Source organism: Oliverpabstia intestinalis (assembly GCF_009696065.1).
GTDB lineage: Bacteria > Bacillota > Clostridia > Lachnospirales > Lachnospiraceae > Oliverpabstia > Oliverpabstia intestinalis.
In genome coordinates, this window is sequence record NZ_VUMS01000011.1 from 45,921 (window position 1) to 68,941 (window position 23,021).

Here is a 23,021-nt window from a genome sequence, read left to right on the forward strand (position 1 = left end):
AACTGTGAAGGTACTGAAAAGTTACCTGTTAATCATATCTTATTTTAAGAAAAAATACAATTAAATATATAATATTCCTGAGTGGTTTAAAAATCTCCGGATAAAATGAGGAAGGGCCGATACCCTTTCGGATACCGGCCAATATGAAAAAGGAAATCTAAAAATAACTGTTACCACTTAATGAGGGGGAGGGTGTCACAACAGGCGATGTTGTGACATCCTTTAACAAAGTGTGGTTCGCTTTGTTGAGTATTATATTACATGGAAAATGTGATAAAAATGTGTCTATGTAATGAAGACTTTATAAAATTTCAAAAAAAAACAGAAAGAAATTCTTTAGATTTTCAAACCGCGATATCGGTTGATACACGCGTAGACTTCCTGGATTCGTGGCATGGCAAGGTTCGGAGCAAGCCGACCGCCCTCGGAGAGAATCTCGAGTCCTCTGTCGGATAATTCTGTATCAAGTCGATCTATGATCTGCTGCAGTGTGTCTTTCCCATTAAAAAGCCGACGTTCCGCATAGCAGAGAATAGCTGAAAGTGCCTGGATCTGTTCCTGATCAGCCAGCTGTTCGAGACAGCGCAGATCGATGGTATCGTGATTGACGGAGATACTGTCCATACCGAGTACCTTCATCTTCAGACGGCGATCCGGACGGAAAGCGGGATCAGGCTGAATCACACGGCGATAGTCTGCAACAGCACCTGCAGGAGCGGAGGGCTGAATAGAAGGGAAAGCTTCCGCTTCTTTTTTGGCAAATGCTGTGATATCCACCGGTTTGTAATGATCCATCTGTAAAATCGTATCTGCCACATGAAAATAAGATCCCGAACTACCGGCAACCAGAATCGAGGAGATTCCCTGTGTATCACTCAACCATTGCACACGCTCAATGAATGGTGTGATCGGTTCCTGATTGCGGTTGACTACCCGTTGCATCAGTTCATCGCGAATCATAAAGTTTGTGGCACTGGTATCCTCATCAATCAGAAGCAGGTGACTTCCCGTTTCCAGTGCTTCGATGACATTAGCGGCCTGAGAAGTACTCCCACTGGCATCTTCCGAATAAAAGGAATGGGTATCCTTGTGGTTCGGCAGATCATTGATAAAGAAAGAAATGTCTGTGTGTTTGATGCTTCGACCGTCCTCGGCACGGATCTTTACTGCGTCATCTCTGGTGATCACATATTCTCTTCCGTCTCCCGCAATATGGTTATAGACACCCAGTTCGAGCGCTTCAAGCAGAGTGGATTTGCCGTGATAACCGCCACCTACGATCAGCGTGATACCACACGGGATCCCCATACCGGTCAGCGGACCGTGGTTTGGAAGATGCAGTGTGACTGCCATGGAATCCGGTGAGACAAAGGAAATTCCGTTTTTCATCGGAAGAGGAGACACGCCGGATTCCCGCGGAAGAACAGCACCGTTTGCGACAAAAGCGGTAAGATTTCGTGCAGCCAGTTCTTTTCGAATAAAGGTCTGATCTTCGGCAAGTGCCCGCACCTGTTCCAGCTTCCGAGCATCCAGATTCCGGTAAAAAAGAGAAGCTTTCACACAGACCGGAAGAAAATCAAAGAGAATCTTGATCAGTTCACCGGAATTGACCGTACGTCCGTTTGCAGGAAAACCGACCTCCAGACGAAGAGTCAGATCACCGTTTTTTGCATCCATCGTGCAGGCGGAACGCTCCAGGATTTCCTGTCCGGGTTTTGAGATGGAGATCAGACCGCTTTTTCCGGAACCTTTGGCGCGAAAACTGTATTTTTCAATGTGCGCAGCAAATCCACGGATCAGCTGATCCTGAAGCGCGATCCGCATCTCGCGTGTCGCATACAGAGTCTCCGGGAAACCTGCCTGAGCACCTTTGATATGAAGGCTGAGCTTCGACGGTGCGGCAAAGGGATCGCCCTGTACATGGTCGATAGAGAGTACATAGCCCGGAAAACGGTAACTGCCCTTTGTGTCTTTATACGCCGGATAACTTTTACGGTTGATCCGGAAAAGAAGATCTTTTAGATCCTGAGAAGTATTAATCATGGTATTCATCCTTTCTGGAAAATTCCTTTGATACCGGATTGTTCCGTACGTCGTACTCTTTTAACCCCGGTATCATTCCATAAAACAGTATAACAATATTGTAAAATACAGACAAGCAGGAAGAAGGACTTTTGTTTACGGGATTTTGCAGTTATAATAAAGAACAGAAAACGTTCAAAAATGAGCAGAAGGAGAAATGGGATGGAGATCGAAAGAAAATATCTGATCAAAAAACTGCCGGAAGATCTGGCACAATATCCGCATATGGAGATGGAACAGGCATACCTTTGCACGGAACCGGTGGTGAGGGTGAGAAAAGAAGGAGAGGATTATGTGCTGACCTACAAGTCCAAAGGACTGATGGTGCGGGAAGAATATAATCTGCCACTGACAAAAGAGTCTTATGAACATCTGCTGGAAAAAGCGGACGGAACGGTGATCACAAAAACCCGTTATCGCATCCCGGAGAAGAACGGACTGACAATTGAACTGGATGTTTTTCACGGAAGATATGGAGGACTGCTTCTTGCAGAAGTGGAGTTTGCAACCGAGGAGGAGGCAAACAGCTACTGTCCACCGGAGTGGTTCGGAGAGGACGTTACGATGTCCAGTGCGTACCATAACAGCACGCTGAGTCAGAAAAAATAAAGAACAGAACGAAAAAGAGACTATTTTGTGATGCTTTCAAGGGGATACCTCAGTTTTCACAAAACAGTCTCTTTTTTACAAGAGCAACGGGTCAAAGTCTGTGCTTTTACAAAAACGTATCGACTATCGCGATTCGTCAGGTATCACGAAAATCAAACAGATCTTTCACCGGAACTTCCAGAACATCTGCAATATCAAAAAGTTTATTCAGAGAAATTGATGTTTTTCCATTTGGTGCCTCAATATTGCTGATATGTGTACGGCTGAGGTTTGTTGCCTCTGCCAGTTCTGCCTGTGTAAGTCCACGAAGTTTGCGATAATAAGCAATGGTCAGACCGAGAAGCCGAAACTCATTGATGCGTTTATAGTCCATATCCCTGTTCCTTTCTCCATACAAACAGACGTATCGCCTGTGTTTTTCTTAGCGTACAGCAGAATATATCGAAAAGAAACAATGTGAGAATTTGCAAATATAAAGTAAAATATTGCAAAATAGAGGAGAAATTTTAAAAATGCAAGAAAAGGACAGGCAGGTACACAGTTTCAGACTATTTTTCTTCTGTATCAGGAGAAGAGTTCATTCTGGGAGGACGGTAATGATAGACATCCTCATAAGATTCGAGTTCTGCTTCACTGACCGGCGCGGACGGAATCAGTCCGGTGCAGTCATGCGTGGATGCCGCATTGGACAGATAATCATAGGAATCGATCAGTTTCTGGTTTTCTTTCTCTTTCATGGGCAGTGACCTCCGCAAAGGTAATTATAGGATTAAAATATGCGAAAAAATATTTTTTATACAGAAGGGAAAGATCTGGTGGGATAAAAGCCTTTTTAAGACACGCTCTAGTACAGCGTTTTCAAAATAACTACACCATACTCTTGTTTACGAATCCGATTGCACAGGTCTAAAAGCCTCAGCGTAGCCCGCTACGCCTACGTTTTTAAACCTGCACACTCGAATCCGTATCCCGCGTGTATGGTATAGTTATTTATGAAACGCTGTACTAGAATATAAAAAGAGAAGAACATTTCAGAGAATCGTTCCCTAAATATTCTTCTCTTTTCTACATTATTTTACAGACGCTGCAGATTTCTGCTTTATTTTAATTCCATGTTTCTGACGGAAAGCATCAATCGTAGCAAGTCCCGGTCCGGATACCGGGCGGATCCATTTGCCGGAATAAAGATGATGCTGCATCAGAGTATACCGGATCGGTTCGTCAATATAGCAGAAGGCAAAAACGAGAAGGAACGGCGCATGAAAATAAAAGTTCGAGAGGTATACGAAAGGCAGAACCATCAGATACATAAACGTAATCTCAAGAATCGATCCAAATGCCGCATCGCCGGCGGAACGGTAGGTATCATTCTGCGTCCAGTTTCCCATACGGATGATCGCTGCCATACTATAGATGATCAGCATACCGGTACCGATCCGATAGGATTCACCGGAAAGCCCCAGTGTATGTAACAGTGGGTTGTGGATCAGTAACAGGGTAAGACAGGCAACTGCGATGATGCCGCTGCACAGATAGACCAGACGCTTTGCTCTCTGATAAGCGACTTCGTGATTACCTGCGCCAACCTCTTTTCCGACGAGAACGGAGGCAGCATTGGAAAATCCGCTGAAAAAGGCGATAATCAGTCCTTCCAGGGTACGGAAGACGGCGACAGCAGCGATAGCCTGCTCGCTCTGACGACCGAGAACTATATTGATCAGCATATTTCCGACACCGATAAATACTTCATTACAGATGATCGGGAAACATTTTTCCAGGTACTGTTTTACATAGACTTTACTCCAGCGAAAATGTCTGGAAAACTCCAGGACATACGGGATTCTCTTATACAGAATGCAGATGACCAGAATCAGGACATTTACGATACCCGCCATAACAGTTCCGACGGCAGCTCCTGCTGCACCCATTTTCGGAAGACCAAACTTTCCGAAAATGAACAGGTAGTTGAAGAAACAGTTAGCGACAACGGAAGCGATACCGCCGTAGAGCGGAATCTTCACCTGTTCGATGGAACGGAGCAGAGCACTGGCAGCCATTGCGATGACCTGAAGCGGATAGGCAAATCCGACGATACGCAGATACGAAATCCCGATTTTCTGGATCTCCGGCTTGTCCGTGTACACACCCATGACAAATTCCGGTGCGAAGATGGCAAGACAGGCGAAAAGAACACCTACCGTCATCATGAAAAGCAGTGTCATTCCATAGGAACGGGTGATGCCGTCATGATCCCTGGCTCCCCAGTACTGAGAGAAAAACAGCATACCGCCGCCGACAAATCCCCAGTACCCTGCAAACATCAGGCTGGAAAACTGTGCACACAGACCAACGGCTCCCACAGCCTTTTCACCGATCGAAGCAAGCATGATCGTATCCACCATACTGCCTGTTGTGGTAAGCAGGTTCTGAAGTGCTACCGGTACTGCGATGATCGCAATGTGCTTCAGAAAGTAGCCCCAGTCAAAGTTTTTGTGATTCATTTGTAAAAACCTCCAATAACATATAATGTAGCATTATACTCCCAGTGTAACAGTTTTTGAAACGGAAGTCATTAAAAGAAGTCAGAAAAACAGCACAAAAAAATCCTAACGTTTTCATGATTTTGTACAGGAAAACAGCTGTCAGGAAATGCCCTGTCCTGTTAGAGCGTGTCTGAAAAATCATTTCCGCAATCTGCAAGCCCCACTTTGCGGTATATTTTACCCTCATTCGGTTGCCGTAGCCCGCTACGCCGCCCTCATTCGGATAAACTCTCCCACAAACTGGAACTTGCAGCTCACGAAAAGCCTTTTTCAGACACGCTCTAGCCCGGATGAACCTGAAGAGTTACTGTTCACTGGTAATATTCCGCGAGGCGTGTTGCTGGCACGGAATGAACCGTAATCCTGAATATGATGAATCCTGCAACTACAAAATGCAAATTGTCAACAATTCCATTATCTGGTATAATGAGCATATTAAATGAAAATTTGGAGGAAAGATTAATGAGTATAAAAGAAGAAATCCATGATTTGACAGACGAGATGCTGACGAACCTGGGAAGACTGGTTGCCATTGATTCTCAGCTTGGTACACCGGCAGAGGGAATGCCTTTTGGAGAAGGACCTGCAAAAGCACTGAAAGTAGGACTGAAAATCGCGGAAGAACTGGGATTTAAGACCGTGAATCTGGATAACTACTGCGGATATGCAGAGATGGGTGAGGGGGACGAGATCGTTGGTATCGCCGGTCATCTGGATATCGTGCCGGCAGGCGGTGACTGGACACATGATCCATTCACCCTGACACGTGACGGTGACTATGTGTACGGCCGCGGAACCACCGATGATAAAGGACCGATTCTTGAAGCTCTGTATGCGATGAAACTGCTGCGTGATTCCGGTGTGAAATTAAACAAACGTGTCCGCCTGATCATGGGATGTAACGAGGAAAACGGTTCCAAATGTATGGAACACTATAATGAGGTTGCAGAAGAATTGTCCTGCGGTTTTACACCGGATGCAAGCTATCCATGTATTCACGGAGAAAAAGGCGGCGTGCATATGATGGCCTATTCCAAAAACACAAAGATCATCTCCATGAACGGAGGATTTGTGGTCAATGCGGTCTGCGACTCCTGTAATACCGTGATCCCTGCAGAAGCGGGACTGAAAGAAAGACTGGAAACAGCACTTTCCGAGACAAAACTGCAGGAATATAAAGTGACCGAAGAAAAGGGAACTCTGAACATCTATGCCAAAGGTGTTCCGGCACATGCAAGTACACCGACACTGGGTGTCAATGCAGCAGGGGTTACCTTCGAATGCCTGGAAAAAGCAGGATTTGAAGATGATTTTGTTACCTTCTATAATACCCATCTGGGAACTTCCTGCGATGGTGCAGGAATCGGACTGAAGTTTGCCGATGCTTACGGAGATCTTACTTTCTGTAACGGTATCGTAAAGACTGAGGACGGTGTAATCTCCTGTACGATCGATATCCGTGTTCCGGTTACTTTGAAAGAAGAGGAGCTTCGCAGCATGTGTGAAGGAAAACTGGAAGACGAAAATGGCCGTATTGAGATCCGGAGCGTAGGGAAATCCCTGTTCTTCCCGGCAGATTCATCGCTGGTGACTGCTTTATACAAAGCCTATGTCGATGTAACCGGAGATACCGAGAACAAACCGATGGTAATCGGCGGTGGAACATACGCAAAATCCCTGAAAAATATCATCGCCTTCGGTCCGGAGATGCCGGGCATCGATTATCGGATCCACAGCGCGGATGAGTATATTCTGGTGTCAGGCATGGAAGAGTCTGTGCTGATTTATATGGAAGCAATCAAAAATCTGCTGGCTATCTGATGAGAGTCGGAGAAAAACTACTGTCAACATCCGGGGTAGAAGTTGACGGTAGTTTTTCTTTTATGGTATTTGATTTCCGTGTGCAACGAGTCAAAGTCTGTGTTTATATGAGAGTTGATCAGTGCCGGATAACCGGAGATAAATAAAGAGAGCATGCGCAGAAGGAGAAAAATATGGATGAGAGATTAAAACAACAGCTGGAATTTGTTCTGGAAATTGATAAAGAAAAGAATATTTTCCGGCAGACCCATCTGTCCGGTCAGGGCAGAAACGAAAACGATGCGGAACACGCATGGCATATGGCGATCATGGCGTATCTGCTGCGGGAATACTCCAACGAGCCGGTGGATATCGGACGGGTGATGCTGATGTGCCTGATACACGATATCGTGGAGATCGATGCCGGAGATACCTATGCATATGACGCAGACGGTCTGAAAACGCAGAAAGCCAGAGAAGATGCAGCAAAAGAGCGGATTTTTTCCCTGCTCCCGGAAGATCAGAAGCAGGAACTGGTTCGGATTTTCGATGAGTTCGAAGCATTTCAGACGCCGGAGGCGAAATTTGCCCGTGCCATGGATAACCTGCAGCCACTGCTATTAAACGACAGTAACGACGGCGGCGACTGGAAAGAACATGAGGTAAATGCTGAAAAAGTGTACGGAAGACAGAGAAAAACAAAACGTGGTTCAGAAAAACTTTTTGAAGTGACAGATCAGATTCTGAAAGAAAATATTGCAAAAGGGAATTTGCCGGAATAATGGTAAATACAGAACACGGAATCTTTTGTCTGATAAAATTGGAGTAGACATAAAGAATATAATTTATCAAAATTGGCACCTTCCAGCCTGGTTTTCCATAATGTAATATTATGAAACAGACCCAGGAGGTTAGGATGAAACAAGTAAAATTCATAACAGGGCTGATGGCTTTTGGGGTGGTCAGTCTGTTTGCCGGATGTGGGGAAAAAGAGAATGAAATGACAAAGGTTACCCTGAATGAGGTGGCACATTCGATCTTTTATGCCCCACAGTATGTCGCACTGGAAAATGGATATTTTACACAGGAAGGCCTCGATCTCGACCTGGTGACCGGGTACGGGGCGGATAAGACGATGGCAGCGGTCATTTCCGGGGAGGCGCAGATCGGATTTATGGGAGCGGAAGCATCCGTGTACGCGTATCTTGAAGGCGCCAACGACCCGGTGATAAACTTCGCACAGGGAACCCAGCGTGCGGGAAACTTTCTGGTAGCAAGGGAAGAGATGGCGGATTTTCAGTGGAGTGACCTGAAAGGAAAAGAAGTGCTGGGAGGACGAAAAGGCGGTATGCCGGAGATGGTTTTTGAGTATATCCTGAAAGAGAACGGTCTGGATCCGGCAAAGGATCTTTCAATTGACCAGAGCATTGATTTTGGTTCTACTGCTGCAGCTTTCTCCGGTGGAAAAGGGGAGTTTACAGTGGAATTTGAACCGGCGGCCACGACACTTGAAAAGAACGGGGATGGCTTTGTGGTTGCTTCGCTTGGTGTCGATTCCGGTTATGTGCCCTATACTTCTTACAGCGCAAAGAACAGCTACGTCGAAAAACATCCGGAGATCATCCAGGCGTTTACCGACGGTCTGCAAAAAGGAGTGGACTATGTGAATTCCCACACGGCGGAGGAGATCGCGAAGGTGATTCAGCCACAGTTTAAGGAAAATGATCTGGATACGATAACAAGGATCGTGGAACGTTATCAGAGTCAGGATACCTGGAAAGAAAATCTGGTGTTCGAGAAAGAATCCTTTGAACTGTTACAGGATATTCTGGAGAGTGCCGGAGAACTGGAAAAGCGGGCAGATTATGAGAAACTGGTGACTACGATATATGCGAAAGAAGCAATGAAAAAATAGTGGAATTGAAAACAGATGTACCGGATAAACAGGTGACATAATATCAAAAAACTGTAAAAAAGATCATATCCTCATAATAAAACGATAGGTGGATATGATCTTTTTGCGTCAGTTTTTCATCTCATACTGCATCATCTCATAATGAAGAATACATCCCTCATAAATCTCTGCAGGAAGCAGTGCACGGGCCACCAGTTTCGGTTCATTCTCCGGAGCGTCCTGACGTTCCAGGTGGGCATAGTCACCATCGATGGAAAGTACTTTATAATCACAGGTCAGCATCAGACCATCACCTCATTTCTCATGATATTTTTTTCATTATAACAAATTTTTCTCGAAAATGCATCCATCCGGTGTTATAATTGGCGATAACAGAGTATAAAAAGTTACCGTTCAGCATAGATTCAGTGCATCGCGCAGCGTGTTACTGAGCACGGAGTGAACAGTAACTATAAAAAAGGGGCGTAGAGAGTTGAAAAAAAGAAGATACAAATATCTTGCCGGAGCACTGCTGTGCCTTGCAGTGATAAATATACAGGTACCTGACACTGTTCTGGCAGGCACCTGGCAGCAGGAAGAAAACAACTGGTGGTATCAGGAGGAGGATGGAATCTGGCCGGCGTGGCAGTGGAAAGAGATCGATAATAAATGGTATTATTTTGACGAGAATGGTTACTGCGTTACCGGATGGCGAAAGATTGATGATAACTGGTATGATTTTGACGAAGACGGTGTGTTGCAGACCGGACGATGGATCGATGAGTATTATGTGGGAACCGATGGCAGGATGCTGACGGACACCTGGGTCGGCAGATATTGGGTAGACAGTGAGGGTAAAAAGGACACTTCGATAAAAAAAGAAAAAGACCTGCCATTAGAGAGTCTGACACTGAATGAGGAATCAATTACCCTGCTCCGGGGTGAGACGGCAAATCTTCTGACACAGTGGCAGCCGCAGGATACCACCCGGTGGAAATACATGCAGTGGACGAGTTCCGATCCCAGTGTGGCGGAAGTTTCCAGAGGAAAAATAACGGCCGTGGGAGAAGGCACTGCAACCATCACAGCAAGTATGGGAACGAAGGAAGCAACCTGCACGGTGACGGTGACGGACAGCGAGGTATGTAAGACAGCTTTGACACTGCTGGATGCCCAGTACATCTGGGGAGGCAATGGACCCCAGGACGGAGGTGTGGACTGCTCCGGGCTTCTGATGTATGCGTATACACAGAACGGATATGATTTTGGTGCCGATCTGAACGCTGACAATTTTGCCCGGTACGGGCAGGAGGTCAGCCGGGAAGAACTGCAGCCGGGAGATGCGATCTGTACCTGTTATAACGGGGAACGATATCAGCATATTTTATTGTATATTGGAAATGATATGGTGGTTGCCTCCGAGTGCGGAGGACCGGCGGTATGTTCTCTGGGATTGAGCTGTGATCAGCATGTGAAGGGAACAAAATGCAACTGCCGAACCTGGAAACGCCCGTTAAATGAAAACGATCTTGCGAATGCAAAATTCGTCCGAATGGATCGTTATAAAACCTGAGAGAACGAACATTCAGAATACTTGGAAAAAACGGATGAGAAGTTTCTAAAATTTTCAAAAATATATTTGATATAAGCAAAATAATAATATATATATTACAGCAGAAGGAGAAAAAGATGAAAATTGGATTTATCGGATGTGGAAATATGGCTTCCGCGATGATCGGCGGAATCATAAAAAATCAGGTGGTAGCACCGGCGGATATCCTTGCTTCCGCAAAAACAGAGGTCAGCCGTGAAAAGAAAAAAGAAGAACTGGGGATTGCAATGACTGCAGATAACCGGGAAGTGGCAGCATTTGCAGAAGTTCTGATTCTGGCAGTAAAACCATTTTATTATGAAGATGTGATCAAAGAGATCCGGGATGTTGTAGCCGATGATACCATTGTTGTTTCTATTGCACCGGGAAAGAAACTGACATGGATAGAGGGATTGTTTGAAAAACCGTTAAAGATTGTCCGCACCATGCCGAATACACCGGCACTGGTAGGTGAGGGCATGAGCTGTGTCTGCGGCAATGCAAAATGCAGTAGCGAAGATGTGGATACGGTCTGCCGGATCTTTGCCGGATTTGGAAAAACGGAGATCGTGGAAGAGGATATGATCGATGTGGTGGTCGGTGTAAGCGGAAGTTCACCGGCGTATGTATTTATGTTTATTGAAGCGATGGCAGATGCAGCCGTGGCAGACGGCATGCCGAGAGCACAGGCGTACCGCTTTGCGGCACAGGCGGTACTCGGAAGCGCAAAAATGGTTCTTGAGACCGGTAAACACCCGGGGGAACTGAAAGATATGGTCTGCTCTCCGAAGGGAACAACAATCGAAGCTGTCCGGGTGCTGGAAGAAAAAGGACTGCGAAGTGCGGTTTTCGAAGCAATGAAAGCCTGTGTAAAAAAGGGACGGGAAGTATAAAATATAGAAATATAATGCGTATTTATGAAGAACATGACAGACGATTGAAGGATATGCAGGGAGGAAAGCGATGAGTAAAGTATATGTATTTCTGGCAGATGGATTTGAAGAGATTGAAGGACTGACTGTAGTGGATCTGTTGCGGCGGGCCGGAGAAGAGGTGGAGACAGTATCTATCATGGGAAGAAAAATGATCGAAGGTTCTCATAAGATCAAAGTGGAAGCAGATGCCCTCTTTGAAGAAACAGATTTTACAGAGGGTAAAATGCTGGTTCTGCCGGGAGGAATGCCTGGAACCAGACATCTTGGTGCATACAAACCGCTGACGGATATGCTGTGTGACTGGGATACAAAAGGAAAACAACTGGCAGCAATCTGTGCGGCACCAAGCGTTTTCGGGGATCTGGGTATCCTAAATGGAAAAGAAGCGGTATGTTACCCAGGATTTGAAGAGAGACTGACCGGAGCAACCATCGGAGAAGGAACAGTAGCGGTTACCGATCATGTGATCACAAGCCGCGGTATGGGAACGGCAATAGACTTTGCAGCGGCACTGATCGCACGGCTGCAGGATGAAAAAAAAGCAGAGGAAATCAAGGCATCTATTATTTACAGACGGTAATGACGTGATGGAAGCATGCACGTTTCCGAGAGAAATTGTGCAAAGAGTCTTAAAAATCAGGAAAAAGCCCTTAAAACCGCAAAAAAAGCTGGCGTTTTTAAAGGGCTTATGATATACTACTCAGATGTATGAGTATGGAAAAATCTATGCAAAGGTGCAGGAAACTGAAAAAGAGCCTGCAATTAGCAATAATACAATTAGAAAATGATTTCCATAAGAAATTGAAGGAGGAACTATAGAACATGAGCGTAGCAGTAGAAAAACTGGAAAAGAACATGGCGAAACTGACAATTGAAGTTTCCGCTGAAGAACTGGAAAAAGCAATTCAGGGTGCATACCAGAAACAGAAAAACAGAATTAACATCCCGGGATTCCGTAAAGGAAAAGCTCCTCGTAAGATGATTGAAAAAATGTATGGTACCGGTGTGTTTTATGAAGATGCAGCCAATGCTCTGATTCCGGAAGCATACTCCAAAGCACTGGACGAATGCGAAGAAATCATCGTATCTCAGCCATCTATTGACGTTGTACAGCTGGAAAGCGGAAAACCTTTCATCTTCACAGCAGAAGTTGCGCTGAAACCTGAAGTAACTCTGGGCGAGTACAAAGGACTGGAAGTTCCGAAGGCAGATCTGGAAGTAACAGAAGATGAGATCGCAGGCGAACTGAGAAAAGAACAGGAAGAAAATTCCAGAGTACTGGATGTGGATGACAGAGCCGTTGCAGACGGTGATAAAGTAACACTGGATTTTGAAGGTTTTGTCGATGGCGAAGCTTTTGAAGGCGGCAAAGGAACAGATTATCCGCTGACTATCGGATCCGGATCTTTTATTCCTGGATTTGAAGAGCAGCTGGTAGGCGCAAACATTGGTGAAGAAAAAGAAGTAAATGTTACTTTCCCGGAAGACTATCAGGCAGCTGAACTGGCTGGAAAACCTGCAGTATTCAAATGCACTGTTAAGAAAATCGAAGTGAAAGAACTGCCGGAACTGGATGATGAGTTTGCAAAAGATGTTTCTGAGTTCGATACTCTGGAAGAGTACAAAGCAGACATCAAGAAAAACCTGGAAGAGAAAAAAGCAGATGCAGCTAAACGTGCAAAAGAAGATGCAGCAGTAGATGCAGCAGTAGCTAATGCTACTATGGAGATTCCGGATGCTATGCTGGATACTCAGGTTAATCAGATGATTGATGACTTCGCAAGAAGAATGCAGTCTCAGGGACTGACTATGGATCAGTATATGCAGTTTACAGGAACTACTCTGGCTTCTCTGCAGGAGCAGATGAAACCACAGGCTCTGAAGAGAATTCAGACAAGACTGGTTCTGGAAAAAATCGCAGAAGCAGAAGCTATCGAGATTGCTGACGAGAAGATCGATGAAGAGATCAACAAAATGGCTGAAATGTACAAAATGGAAGCTGACAAACTGAAAGAGATGCTGGGCGACGCTGAGAAAGAACAGATGAAGAAAGATATGGCTGTTCAGGAAGCAGTTACTATTCTGGCAGATGCTGCAAAAGAAGTAGAAAAAACAGAAGAGTAAGAAGTAAAAACCCGCATCCATTCTACGAATAGAAGGAAGGCCTGAATATGAGTTTAGTACCTTACGTTGTTGAACAGACAAGCCGTGGAGAGAGAAGCTATGACATCTACTCCCGTCTGTTGAAAGACCGTATTATTTTCCTCGGTGAAGAGGTAACGGATGTGAGTGCCAATCTGATCGCCGCACAGATGTTATTTCTGGAATCCGAAGATCCTGGAAAAGATATCCAGCTGTATATTAACAGCCCGGGTGGATCTGTAACTGCCGGTATGATGATTTATGATACGATGCAGTATATCAAGTGTGATGTATCTACTATCTGTATGGGACTTGCTGCAAGCATGGGAGCATTCCTGCTGTCCGGTGGAACAAAGGGAAAACGTCTGGCCCTGCCAAACGCCGAGATTATGATCCATCAGCCCTCAGGTGGAGCCAGAGGACAGGCTACAGAGATTCAGATCGTAGCAGATCAGATTCTGAAGACAAGACACAGATTGAATACGATTCTGGCAGCCAACACAGGTCAGCCGCTGGAAAAGATCGCATTGGATACCGAACGTGATAACTATATGACTGCAGAAGAAGCAAAAGCATATGGTCTGATCGATGATGTGATCACAAAGAGATGAAAATAAAGTAAAGATAAGAGGGGGCTGCCTGTACAGGTGGCGCCCTCTTATAAGTATCAGAAAGGAAATAGGAAACCTATGGCAATAAAAAACGGGGATTATAAAATTCGCTGCTCTTTTTGCGGAAAGACAGAAGATCAGGTACGCAAACTGATCGCAGGTCCGGACGGATCTTATATCTGTGATGAGTGTGTGGAAATCTGCTCAGAGATCATTGAAGAAGAAGTTGCCAGAGATCGGATGTCCGGAAGTGATATTAATCTGATGACGCCGATAGAGATGAAAGAAGTTTTGGATGAATATGTAGTCGGTCAGGACGAGGCAAAAAAGGTACTGGCAGTCTCTGTATACAACCATTACAAGAGAATCCTCTCAGGCAGAAAAAATGATGTGGAATTGCAGAAAAGTAATATTCTGATGCTTGGTCCTACCGGTTCCGGTAAAACTTTCCTGGCGCAGAATCTGGCAAGAATGCTGAATGTTCCCTTTGCGATCGCAGATGCCACTACGTTGACAGAAGCCGGTTATGTAGGAGAAGACGTGGAAAACATTCTGCTGAAGATTATCCAGGCCGCTGACTATGATATTGAGCGGGCACAGCAGGGAATCATCTACATCGATGAGATTGATAAAATTACAAGAAAATCCGAAAATACTTCCATTACCAGGGACGTATCCGGTGAAGGTGTGCAGCAGGCACTTCTGAAAATCGTGGAAGGCACGGTTGCATCTGTTCCGCCACAGGGTGGAAGAAAACATCCTCAGCAGGAATTTATCCAGATCGATACTACCAATATTTTGTTTATCTGTGGTGGTGCGTTCGAAGGTCTGGAAAAGATCATCGAAAGTCGTATGGATACCAAGACCATTGGATTTAATGGGTCTCTCGGTATGAAACATGAAAAAAACGTGGGCGAGATCCTGAAAGAAGTGATGCCTCAGGATTTTATCAAGTTCGGGCTGATTCCGGAATTCATCGGACGTGTACCGGTTGTGGTATCTCTGGATGCACTGGATGAGGATGCACTGGTACGAATCCTTCAGGAGCCGAAGAATTCTCTGGTAAAACAATACAAAGCATTGATGGATATGGACGGTGTGGATCTGGAATTTGAGCCGGATGCACTTCGGGAAGTGGCAAAAACAGCTATGGAGAGAAAGACCGGAGCAAGAGGTCTGCGTTCCGTGATCGAAAAGACTATGATGGATGTGATGTATGAAGCCCCGTCCAATGAAAACATGAAAAAATGCGTAATCACCAAAGAGGCGGTAACCGGCAAAGGAAAACCAGTTGTGACTATCGAAGAGAATCCGGAAAAAAAGCCGGCACATTCCTCCAAAAGACGGGGAACCAAGAGAGCAGGAAGACCGGAAACCGCCTGACGGGAGGTAACAGATGACAAATGAAACACAGGTAATGCCGGCAGTTGCCCTGCGTGGAATCACGATTTTACCCGATATGATCGTTCATTTTGATGTGAGTCGGAAAAAATCCATCCGGGCAATCGAAGAGGCTATGACCAAAGATCAGAGAATCTTTCTGATCACCCAGAAAGATCCGAAAGTGGAAGAGCCTTCAGAAGATGATCTGTATAAGATCGGTACCGTTGCCATGATCAAACAGGTAGCAAAAGTGCCGAAAGATATGCTTCGTGTGCTTGTAGAAGGTATGGAACGGGCAGAACTGATGCAGCTGGAAGACGGTACGTCTTATCTGGAAGCCGAAGTAGATGTGATGGAGCAGGAAGAAGAGAATCTTCCGGATACGGTAAAAGAAGCGATGCTTCTCAGTATGAGAGAGCTGTTCAGCGTATACTGCAAAGAAAATCAGAAAATGAATCAGGAGCAGGTGAGACAGACACTGGAAATCGATGATATCACGGATCTGGTAGATCATATTGCTGTGAATATCCCGCTGACGTTCAAACAGAGACAGCAGATTCTGGAATCGACATCGTTCAGTGAACGGTATGAGAATCTGGGTGTGATTCTGTCAAATGAGATCGAAGTGATGCGTCTTCGCACGGAGATTCAGGAAAAAGTAAAACAGCGGATTGATAAGAATCAGAGAGACTATATCCTCCGGGAACAGCTGAAACTGATCCGGGAAGAGCTGGGAGAAGATGACACCGTATCTGACGGAGATCACTTTATGCAGGAAGCAGAAAAACTGCAGGCACCGAAAGAGATCAAAGAACGTCTGATCAAAGAAATCCGCCGGTTTAAGAGTCTTGGCTATAACAATTCAGAGAGCAGCGTGTCGAGAGGTTATATTGAGACACTGTTAAAGCTGCCCTGGGAGAAAGCATCCAGAGATAACAGGAATCTGGATAAAGCCAGTCAGATTCTGGAGGCTGATCATTACGGTCTGGAAAAAGTAAAAGAAAGAGTTCTGGAGTTCCTTGCTGTGCGGACACTGACAAAGAAGGGAAGTAGCCCGATCCTCTGTCTGGTCGGACCGCCCGGAACCGGAAAGACATCGATCGCGCGCTCAGTAGCACGATCATTGAATAAAAAATATGTCCGAATCAGTCTTGGCGGTGTCAGGGATGAAGCAGAGATACGCGGACACAGAAGGACGTATGTGGGAGCCATGCCGGGGCGGATCGCCAACGGGCTGATTCAGGCAGGTGTAAAAAATCCGCTGATGCTTCTGGATGAGATTGATAAGGTAAGCAGTGATTACAAGGGAGATACGGCATCTGCTCTGTTAGAGGTTCTTGACTCTGAGCAGAACAGTAAATTTGCCGATCATTATGTAGATCTTCCACTGGATCTTTCGGAGGTACTGTTTATTGCGACAGCAAATGATCCTCAATCCATTCCTCGTCCTCTGATGGATCGTATGGAAGTCATCGAGATTTCCAGTTATACGGAAAATGAAAAAGAACACATTGCGAGAGAACATCTGATTCCAAAACAGATCAAGGCCAATGGTCTGAAAGAAAGCCAGCTGGTAATCGGGGATGAGGTATTAAAAGACATTATTGAAGGATACACCAAAGAAGCCGGTGTGCGTAATCTGGAGAGAAAATTCGGTGAGATCTGCAGAAAATCTGCAAGAAAGATCCTGCAGGAAAAAGAAAAACAGGTGGTAATAACAAAAGACAATCTGGAAGATTTTCTGGGCAGATCCCGTTATACCTACCAGAAAGTCAATGAAAAAGATGAGGTTGGTATCGTGCGTGGGCTGGCATGGACAAGTGTTGGCGGAGATACCTTACAGATTGAAGTCAATCTGATGCCGGGGAAAGGAGATTTTCTTCTGACCGGACAGCTTGGAGATGTGATGAAAGAGTCTGCACAGGCAGGTATCAGCTATATTCGCTCTGTGGCAGACCGATATGGTATCAAGCCGGAATTTTTCAAAGAGCATGATCTGCATATTCACATACCGGAAGGAGCTGTTCCGAAAGACGGACCGTCTGCAGGTATCACTATGGCGACGGCGATGCTCTCCGCCATCACCGGACGGGCTGTGCGTGCAAATCTTGCCATGACAGGTGAGATCACCCTGCGGGGACGGGTACTTCCGATCGGCGGGCTGAAGGAAAAAATGCTGGCTGCAAAATACGCCGGTATCACAAAGATTTTAGTGCCGGATCAGAACCGGCCGGATGTGGAAGAAATTGATGGAGAGATAAAAGATGATCTTACCATTGTGTTTGTAGAAAAGATGGAGCAGGTGCTGAAAGAAGCACTGGTATAGAAGGAGAAACCTATGATTATAAAAAATGTATCTCTGGATATCGTGTGCGGTATCACCAGTAAGATGCCGGAGACCGGAAGACCGGAAGTGGCATTCGCAGGAAAATCCAATGTGGGCAAATCTTCCCTGATCAACGGACTGATGAACCGGAAATCCCTTGCACGTACCAGCGCCGCACCGGGAAAGACACAGACGATCAACTTCTTTAATGTGAATGAAGCGATTTATCTGGTGGATCTTCCGGGATACGGTTATGCAAAGGCTTCGGAAGAAATTAAAGCAAAGTGGGGCAAGATGATTGAAGATTATCTTCACAAATCAAAAGAGATCCGCTGTGTATTTCTGCTGGTGGATATCCGCCATGAGCCGGGAAACAATGATAAGATCATGTATAAATGGATTCTGGATCATGGTTATGAACCGGTTATTATTGCGACAAAACTGGATAAGATCAAGAGAAGCCAGGTGCAAAAACAGATAAAACTGGTTCGACAGGGACTGCAGGTAGTACCGGGAACAAAGATTATTCCGTTTTCTGCCCAGACCAAACAGGGACGGGAAGAAATCTGGGAACTGATCGACGAACTGACAGGAATGGCAGAGCAGGAGAAGACTCCAGAGGCATAAATCCTTTACATCGCGAAGCGTGCTGCTGAGAACGGAGTGAGCAGTAACAAATTTGCGAATTCCAACAGGAAAAACTTGTAATATAAAAGAAAATCAGATACAATTAGGCTTGATATGCGAAAAAACACGCAATCAGGCCTATTTTTCTGTGGCAGTCGCTGCAGAAAAAACAAAGAATAACAATTTCGTAAGAAAGAAATGGAGAGGCAATGGGAATCATAAAAGCAGCAAAACTGGCCTTCGACTATCTGCGATACGAAGAAGAGGGTGAAGAACCGGAAGTTAACAGAGCCATTGACCACGTGGATCTGGATATAGAGGAAGGAAAGTTTATCGCTATTTTAGGACATAACGGAAGCGGAAAGTCCACGCTGGCAAAACATATCAATGGTTTGCTGGTGCCTACAGAGGGAACGCTGTGGGTGGATCACATGAATACCGCTTCGGATGCAGATATCTGGAATATCCGTCAGAAGGCCGGCATGGTTTTTCAGAATCCGGATAATCAGATCATCGGCACAGTTGTAGAAGAAGATGTGGGATTTGGCCCGGAAAATCTGGGTGTTCCCACAGAAGATATCTGGAAGCGGGTGGATGAGAGTCTGAAAGCGGTGGGAATGACCGCTTACCGCCATCATTCACCAAACAAACTGTCCGGCGGACAAAAACAGCGTGTAGCTATTGCAGGCGTTATGGCGATGCATCCGAAATGTATCGTTCTGGATGAGCCAACTGCCATGCTGGATCCCAACGGACGAAAAGAAGTACTGAAAGCAGTACGGGAACTGAACAAAAAAGAAGGGGTAACGGTTATTCTGATTACTCATTATATGGAAGAAGTTGTATTAGCTGACGATGTGTATGTGATGGATCGCGGACACATTGTGATGCACGGTGTTCCGAAAGAGATTTTTTCCAGAGTAGATCAGCTGAAAAAGTACCGTCTGGATGTTCCTCAGGTTACGCTGCTGGCGTATGATCTGAAAGAGGCAGGTCTTGCAATCCCGGATGGTATTCTGACAATCCCGGAACTTGTGGATGCACTGAGCAGACCGGAGATTCGCATACCGAAAGGCTGGAAACTGCCGGAGCATACCCAGAAAAAAGAAAAGAAAGAACTGCCACAGGGGAAAGAATCTATAAAACTGGAACATGTAGGATATACTTATAATCCGGGCAGTGCTTATGAGATGCATGCGTTAAAAGATGTCAATCTGGAAATACCGCAGGGACAGTTTGTTGGAATCATCGGACATACCGGAAGTGGAAAATCCACCCTGATTCAGCATTTTAATGGACTGATCCGTCCGACAGAAGGACATATTTATTTTGAGGGACAGGATATCTGGGCAGACAAATTTCCTCTTCGTGGACTGAGAAGTCAGGTAGGACTGGTCTTCCAGTATCCGGAACATCAGTTGTTTGAGACCGATGTACTGACCGACGTCTGTTTCGGACCGAAAAATCAGAATCTGCCACCGGAGGAATGTGAAAAACGGGCAAAAGAAGCCCTGGAACATGTGGGATTGGACGAAAGTTATTATGCGAAGTCCCCGTTTGAACTGTCCGGAGGACAGAAGCGAAGAGTAGCCATTGCCGGTGTTCTGGCGATGAATCCCAAGGTACTGATCCTGGATGAGCCGACCGCAGGACTGGATCCTATGGGGAGGGATGAGATCCTTGATCAGATTGCAAGTCTCCATGAGACAAGAGGAATTACCATTATTCTGGTATCCCACAGCATGGAAGATATTGCGAAATACGTGGAGCGGATCATCGTTATGAATCACGGAGTAAAAACTTTTGATGATGCACCGAAAAAAGTATTTGCACATTATAAAGAGCTGGAGGCCATCGGACTTGCGGCACCCCAGATTACTTATATCATGTATGCATTGAAAGAAAAAGGACTGGATGTGGATACCAGTGCCATCAATGTAGATGAGGCAACCACATCGATCCTGCGGGCACTCTGGAAAAAGGAGGAAGATCACAAATGATGCGAGATATCACAATCGGACAGTATTATCCGGCAGATTCCATTCTTCACCGTCTGGATCCCAGAGTAAAATTCGTGAGTACGCTGGTCTATATTGTATCTTTATTTGTATTTTCTTCCTGGCTGGGATATGGGGTGGCAGCACTGTTTCTGGTGGCGATGATTGTTTTGTCCAAAGTTCCTTTCGGATTTATGATAAAGGGATTAAAGCCGATCATGGTACTGTTGCTGATTACGATGTTTTTTAATCTGGTCTTTACGCCGGGCGAAGTATTATGGTCATTCTGGATTCTGAAAATTACCAAAGAAGGTATCCGGCTCGCCATCAAGATGGGTATCCGTCTGGTATTTCTGATCATCGGTGCATCGATCATGACACTGACTACCACACCGAACCAGTTGACCGATGGTCTGGAACGACTGCTTCGGCCGCTGAACAAGATTCATGTGCCGGTTCATGAGATTGCCATGATGATGTCTATCGCCCTTCGGTTTATTCCGATTTTGATGGAAGAAACAGACAAGATCATGAAAGCACAGATGGCACGTGGAGCCGACTTTGAGACCGGTAATCTGATCCAGAAAGTAAAAAATATGGTTCCGCTGCTGGTGCCATTATTCATCTCTGCTTTTCGCAGAGCCAACGATCTTGCAATGGCGATGGAAGCGAGATGTTACCACGGCGGTGACGGAAGAACACAGATGAAACCGCTGGCATATGAAAAAAGAGATTATCTGGCATATCTGGTAGTGGCAGGTTATCTGGCACTCAGTATCGTATTTCGGGTAGTCGGTATTTAAAAAGTAACCGGTTGACAGTATTCTGCGAGATGCTGAACAGTTATGAATAGAATTGATTGGTGAAGCAAGCTGTTTTCCGGTTCATGATGGGCCGGAGAACAGCATTTTTACTTTACAGCAAATAATTATATTTGTGAAAACGTGGAAACTTTGAAAGGAAGAAAAATGAAAAGAGTAAAATTGACGGTTGCCTACGATGGAACCAACTACTGTGGCTGGCAGGTACAGCCGAACGGTCTGGCGGTGCAGGAAGTTCTGAACCGGTGTCTCTCAGAATTTCTCGGAACTGAGACAGAGGTGATCGGAGCCAGCCGTACCGATGCCGGTGTGCATGCGCTGGGCAATATCGCAGTTTTTGACACAGAGGCACGGATGCCTGCAGAGAAGTTTTCCTATGCGCTGAATACACGGTTGCCACAGGATATCCGTATCCAGGATTCCTGCCAGGTGCCGGAAGATTTTCATCCGCGGTTTCAGGAAACCATAAAGACATATGAGTATAAGATCTACAACCGGCAGTTCCCGGATCCGACGAAACGGCTGTACACGTATTTTTATTATTATCCGCTGGATGTGCAAAAGATGCGGCAGGGAGCTGGATATCTTATCGGAGAACATGATTTTAAAAGTTTTTCCACCTATAAACCGGAGGTGGAGAATACGGTTCGTACGATCTATGAACTTAACATTCACCGGTCGGAAGATAATGTGATCACGATACGGATCAGGGGAAATGGATTTTTGTATAATATGGTGCGGATCATAGCAGGAACCCTGATCCGTGTAGGTGGAGGTTATTATCCGCCGGAACATGTCAAAGAGATTCTGGAAGGAAAAAACAGAGAGCTTGCCGGAGAGACTGCGCGGCCGGAAGGGCTGACTCTGGTAGAGATCCGGTATCCGGAATGGGAGGCGAAAAAAGATGGACATCTCGTATCAGTGGATCCGCTCCCGCAGAAAGACGATTGCGATTCAGATTGACCGGAACGGACAGGTGATTCTGCGGACACCCTATGGGATTACGAAGAGGCAGGCGGAAAAATTTCTGGATGAGAAGAAAGACTGGATTCTGAAGAACATCCGGCAGGTGGAAAACAGAAAAACAGATCAGATTATGATCAGTGAAGAACAGCGTCGGGAAGGAATCGAGCGGGCGAAACGGATTTTTCCGGAACGAACAGCATATTTTGCTTTGAGAATGGGTGTGGATTATGGCAGGATCACTATCCGGGAACAGAAAACACGCTGGGGGAGCTGTAGCAGCAAGGGCAATCTGAACTTTAACTGGAAACTGGTACTGCTTGCACCGGAGCTGCTGGATTATGTGGTGGTACACGAACTGGCACACCGCAGGGAGATGAACCATTCGAAGAATTTCTGGAAAATCGTGGAGGCAGAACTTCCGGATTACCGGGAACGTCGCAGGAGACTGAAAGAGTGCCGGATCTGAGAGTGCTGAAATGCCGGAGGGTACGGTTGAGGTCAGGAGATCCTGAAAAGTGTCAGGAAACCGTCAGAGTTCACCGGTAATGACCCGCAAGGTGTTTTTGGTGAGTGAAAGTCAAAGAAAGCTGAAAAAACCTGGAAAAATCACGAAAAAATGATTGACACACACGGAACAGTATACTATAATAATCAAGTATGACGTAGTGCGAAAGTATCTTACCAAAGCCCCGGA

At 45.7% G+C, this 23,021-nt stretch carries 22 protein-coding genes and 1 pseudogene; 17 read left to right on the forward strand and 6 right to left on the reverse strand.

Going from position 1 to position 23,021, the window contains the following annotated elements:
- Nucleotides 1-336: 336 nt before the first annotated feature.
- Nucleotides 337-2,040 (reverse strand): ABC-ATPase domain-containing protein, encoded by a 1,704-nt coding sequence (locus FYJ57_RS07210; RefSeq protein ID WP_277664075.1) that lies wholly within the window; start codon nucleotides 2,038-2,040, stop codon nucleotides 337-339.
- Nucleotides 2,041-2,244: 204 nt separating this feature from the next.
- Between FYJ57_RS07210 and FYJ57_RS07215 the strand changes: the two genes are divergently transcribed.
- The gene (locus tag FYJ57_RS07215; RefSeq protein ID WP_022172273.1) at nucleotides 2,245-2,691 is read left to right on the forward strand and encodes a CYTH domain-containing protein; all 447 of its coding nucleotides are present in this window, start codon (nucleotides 2,245-2,247) and stop codon (nucleotides 2,689-2,691) included.
- A gap of 136 nt (nucleotides 2,692-2,827) precedes the next feature.
- Here FYJ57_RS07215 and FYJ57_RS07220 read toward each other — a convergent pair whose 3' ends face one another.
- The 4 genes and pseudogenes from FYJ57_RS07220 to FYJ57_RS16225 all read right to left on the reverse strand — a co-directional run.
- Nucleotides 2,828-3,064: a helix-turn-helix domain-containing protein gene (locus FYJ57_RS07220; protein WP_022172272.1), complete on the reverse strand. Its 237-nt coding sequence runs from the start codon at nucleotides 3,062-3,064 to the stop codon at nucleotides 2,828-2,830.
- A gap of 175 nt (nucleotides 3,065-3,239) precedes the next feature.
- Complete coding sequence (locus tag FYJ57_RS07225) at nucleotides 3,240-3,428, reverse strand: hypothetical protein (protein ID WP_022172271.1); 189 nt, start codon at nucleotides 3,426-3,428, stop codon at nucleotides 3,240-3,242.
- A gap of 333 nt (nucleotides 3,429-3,761) precedes the next feature.
- The gene (locus FYJ57_RS07230) at nucleotides 3,762-5,192 is read right to left on the reverse strand and encodes an MATE family efflux transporter (protein ID WP_022172270.1); all 1,431 of its coding nucleotides are present in this window, start codon (nucleotides 5,190-5,192) and stop codon (nucleotides 3,762-3,764) included.
- A pseudogene (locus FYJ57_RS16225) lies at nucleotides 5,173-5,496 on the reverse strand (DUF6783 domain-containing protein); the annotation flags it as partial. The pseudogene FYJ57_RS16225 and the gene FYJ57_RS07230, both read right to left, overlap by 20 nt.
- Here FYJ57_RS16225 and FYJ57_RS16230 point away from each other — a divergent pair.
- From FYJ57_RS16230 to FYJ57_RS07245, 4 genes are all read left to right on the forward strand, one after another.
- Entirely contained in the window at nucleotides 5,407-5,595 is a 189-nt protein-coding gene (locus tag FYJ57_RS16230) for a DUF6783 domain-containing protein (RefSeq protein ID WP_328597445.1), read from the forward strand. The pseudogene FYJ57_RS16225 and the gene FYJ57_RS16230 sit on opposite strands and share 90 nt — an antisense overlap.
- 101 nt (nucleotides 5,596-5,696) lie before the next feature.
- Nucleotides 5,697-7,055 carry a M20 family metallopeptidase gene (locus tag FYJ57_RS07235; protein WP_154432179.1) on the forward strand — a complete coding sequence of 453 codons (1,359 nt, stop codon included), beginning with the start codon at nucleotides 5,697-5,699 and terminating at the stop codon, nucleotides 7,053-7,055.
- Between the two features lie 173 nt (nucleotides 7,056-7,228).
- Nucleotides 7,229-7,816 carry an HD domain-containing protein gene (locus FYJ57_RS07240; protein ID WP_118575631.1) on the forward strand — a complete coding sequence of 196 codons (588 nt, stop codon included), beginning with the start codon at nucleotides 7,229-7,231 and terminating at the stop codon, nucleotides 7,814-7,816.
- 134 nt (nucleotides 7,817-7,950) lie between these two features.
- Nucleotides 7,951-8,949 (forward strand): ABC transporter substrate-binding protein, encoded by a 999-nt coding sequence (locus FYJ57_RS07245; RefSeq protein ID WP_154432180.1) that lies wholly within the window; start codon nucleotides 7,951-7,953, stop codon nucleotides 8,947-8,949.
- 108 nt (nucleotides 8,950-9,057) lie between these two features.
- On the opposite strand, the gene FYJ57_RS07250 is transcribed toward FYJ57_RS07245, so the two are convergent.
- A complete protein-coding gene (locus FYJ57_RS07250; protein ID WP_106491917.1) occupies nucleotides 9,058-9,231 on the reverse strand; it encodes a chorismate--pyruvate lyase in 174 nt (57 codons plus the stop codon).
- A 190-nt stretch (nucleotides 9,232-9,421) separates the two neighbouring features.
- Here FYJ57_RS07250 and FYJ57_RS07255 point away from each other — a divergent pair, with 190 nt between their 5' ends.
- The 12 genes from FYJ57_RS07255 to FYJ57_RS07310 all read left to right on the forward strand — a co-directional run bounded on the left by FYJ57_RS07255 (nucleotide 9,422) and on the right by FYJ57_RS07310 (nucleotide 22,793).
- Nucleotides 9,422-10,501 carry an NlpC/P60 family protein gene (locus FYJ57_RS07255; RefSeq protein WP_154432181.1) on the forward strand — a complete coding sequence of 360 codons (1,080 nt, stop codon included), beginning with the start codon at nucleotides 9,422-9,424 and terminating at the stop codon, nucleotides 10,499-10,501.
- Nucleotides 10,502-10,617: 116 nt separating this feature from the next.
- The gene (gene proC / locus FYJ57_RS07260; protein WP_106491919.1) at nucleotides 10,618-11,412 is read left to right on the forward strand and encodes a pyrroline-5-carboxylate reductase; all 795 of its coding nucleotides are present in this window, start codon (nucleotides 10,618-10,620) and stop codon (nucleotides 11,410-11,412) included.
- Between the two features lie 70 nt (nucleotides 11,413-11,482).
- Nucleotides 11,483-12,034: a DJ-1 family glyoxalase III gene (locus FYJ57_RS07265; RefSeq protein WP_154432182.1), complete on the forward strand. Its 552-nt coding sequence runs from the start codon at nucleotides 11,483-11,485 to the stop codon at nucleotides 12,032-12,034.
- Between the two features lie 242 nt (nucleotides 12,035-12,276).
- A complete protein-coding gene (gene tig / locus FYJ57_RS07270; RefSeq protein ID WP_154432183.1) occupies nucleotides 12,277-13,578 on the forward strand; it encodes a trigger factor in 1,302 nt (433 codons plus the stop codon).
- 47 nt (nucleotides 13,579-13,625) lie between these two features.
- Entirely contained in the window at nucleotides 13,626-14,207 is a 582-nt protein-coding gene (clpP, locus tag FYJ57_RS07275; RefSeq protein WP_022172260.1) for an ATP-dependent Clp endopeptidase proteolytic subunit ClpP, read from the forward strand.
- A gap of 78 nt (nucleotides 14,208-14,285) precedes the next feature.
- Nucleotides 14,286-15,590: an ATP-dependent Clp protease ATP-binding subunit ClpX gene (clpX, locus tag FYJ57_RS07280; RefSeq protein WP_154432184.1), complete on the forward strand. Its 1,305-nt coding sequence runs from the start codon at nucleotides 14,286-14,288 to the stop codon at nucleotides 15,588-15,590.
- A gap of 13 nt (nucleotides 15,591-15,603) precedes the next feature.
- A complete protein-coding gene (gene lon / locus FYJ57_RS07285) occupies nucleotides 15,604-17,916 on the forward strand; it encodes an endopeptidase La (RefSeq protein ID WP_154432185.1) in 2,313 nt (770 codons plus the stop codon).
- 12 nt (nucleotides 17,917-17,928) lie between these two features.
- Nucleotides 17,929-18,543, forward strand: coding sequence for a ribosome biogenesis GTP-binding protein YihA/YsxC (gene yihA, locus FYJ57_RS07290; protein ID WP_154432186.1), 615 nt, complete (start codon nucleotides 17,929-17,931; stop codon nucleotides 18,541-18,543).
- A gap of 209 nt (nucleotides 18,544-18,752) precedes the next feature.
- Nucleotides 18,753-20,543 (forward strand): energy-coupling factor transporter ATPase, encoded by a 1,791-nt coding sequence (locus FYJ57_RS07295; RefSeq protein ID WP_154432187.1) that lies wholly within the window; start codon nucleotides 18,753-18,755, stop codon nucleotides 20,541-20,543.
- Nucleotides 20,540-21,343 carry an energy-coupling factor transporter transmembrane component T family protein gene (locus FYJ57_RS07300; protein ID WP_022172255.1) on the forward strand — a complete coding sequence of 268 codons (804 nt, stop codon included), beginning with the start codon at nucleotides 20,540-20,542 and terminating at the stop codon, nucleotides 21,341-21,343. Before FYJ57_RS07295 ends, FYJ57_RS07300 begins: the two co-directional genes overlap by 4 nt.
- A gap of 165 nt (nucleotides 21,344-21,508) precedes the next feature.
- Complete coding sequence (gene truA / locus FYJ57_RS07305; RefSeq protein WP_154432188.1) at nucleotides 21,509-22,324, forward strand: tRNA pseudouridine(38-40) synthase TruA; 816 nt, start codon at nucleotides 21,509-21,511, stop codon at nucleotides 22,322-22,324.
- Nucleotides 22,266-22,793 (forward strand): M48 family metallopeptidase, encoded by a 528-nt coding sequence (locus FYJ57_RS07310; protein ID WP_154432189.1) that lies wholly within the window; start codon nucleotides 22,266-22,268, stop codon nucleotides 22,791-22,793. Before truA ends, FYJ57_RS07310 begins: the two co-directional genes overlap by 59 nt.
- The last annotated feature ends 228 nt before the right edge of the window (nucleotides 22,794-23,021 follow it).

Bases quoted from the DNA above. Each gene is read 5' to 3' on its own strand.
- FYJ57_RS07310 (WP_154432189.1), top strand. From the start codon at position 22,266: ATGGACATCTCGTATCAGTGGATCCGCTCCCGCAGAAAGACGATTGCG.
- FYJ57_RS07250 (WP_106491917.1), bottom strand. From the start codon at position 9,231: ATGCTGACCTGTGATTATAAAGTACTTTCCATCGATGGTGACTATGCC.
- yihA (WP_154432186.1), top strand. From the start codon at position 17,929: ATGATTATAAAAAATGTATCTCTGGATATCGTGTGCGGTATCACCAGT.
- FYJ57_RS07230 (WP_022172270.1), bottom strand. From the start codon at position 5,192: ATGAATCACAAAAACTTTGACTGGGGCTACTTTCTGAAGCACATTGCG.
- FYJ57_RS07235 (WP_154432179.1), top strand. From the start codon at position 5,697: ATGAGTATAAAAGAAGAAATCCATGATTTGACAGACGAGATGCTGACG.
- clpX (WP_154432184.1), top strand. From the start codon at position 14,286: ATGGCAATAAAAAACGGGGATTATAAAATTCGCTGCTCTTTTTGCGGA.
- FYJ57_RS07225 (WP_022172271.1), bottom strand. From the start codon at position 3,428: ATGAAAGAGAAAGAAAACCAGAAACTGATCGATTCCTATGATTATCTG.
- FYJ57_RS07240 (WP_118575631.1), top strand. From the start codon at position 7,229: ATGGATGAGAGATTAAAACAACAGCTGGAATTTGTTCTGGAAATTGAT.
- FYJ57_RS07245 (WP_154432180.1), top strand. From the start codon at position 7,951: ATGAAACAAGTAAAATTCATAACAGGGCTGATGGCTTTTGGGGTGGTC.
- FYJ57_RS07220 (WP_022172272.1), bottom strand. From the start codon at position 3,064: ATGGACTATAAACGCATCAATGAGTTTCGGCTTCTCGGTCTGACCATT.
- tig (WP_154432183.1), top strand. From the start codon at position 12,277: ATGAGCGTAGCAGTAGAAAAACTGGAAAAGAACATGGCGAAACTGACA.
- truA (WP_154432188.1), top strand. From the start codon at position 21,509: ATGAAAAGAGTAAAATTGACGGTTGCCTACGATGGAACCAACTACTGT.
- lon (WP_154432185.1), top strand. From the start codon at position 15,604: ATGACAAATGAAACACAGGTAATGCCGGCAGTTGCCCTGCGTGGAATC.
- FYJ57_RS07300 (WP_022172255.1), top strand. From the start codon at position 20,540: ATGATGCGAGATATCACAATCGGACAGTATTATCCGGCAGATTCCATT.
- FYJ57_RS07295 (WP_154432187.1), top strand. From the start codon at position 18,753: ATGGGAATCATAAAAGCAGCAAAACTGGCCTTCGACTATCTGCGATAC.
- proC (WP_106491919.1), top strand. From the start codon at position 10,618: ATGAAAATTGGATTTATCGGATGTGGAAATATGGCTTCCGCGATGATC.
- clpP (WP_022172260.1), top strand. From the start codon at position 13,626: ATGAGTTTAGTACCTTACGTTGTTGAACAGACAAGCCGTGGAGAGAGA.
- FYJ57_RS07215 (WP_022172273.1), top strand. From the start codon at position 2,245: ATGGAGATCGAAAGAAAATATCTGATCAAAAAACTGCCGGAAGATCTG.
- FYJ57_RS07265 (WP_154432182.1), top strand. From the start codon at position 11,483: ATGAGTAAAGTATATGTATTTCTGGCAGATGGATTTGAAGAGATTGAA.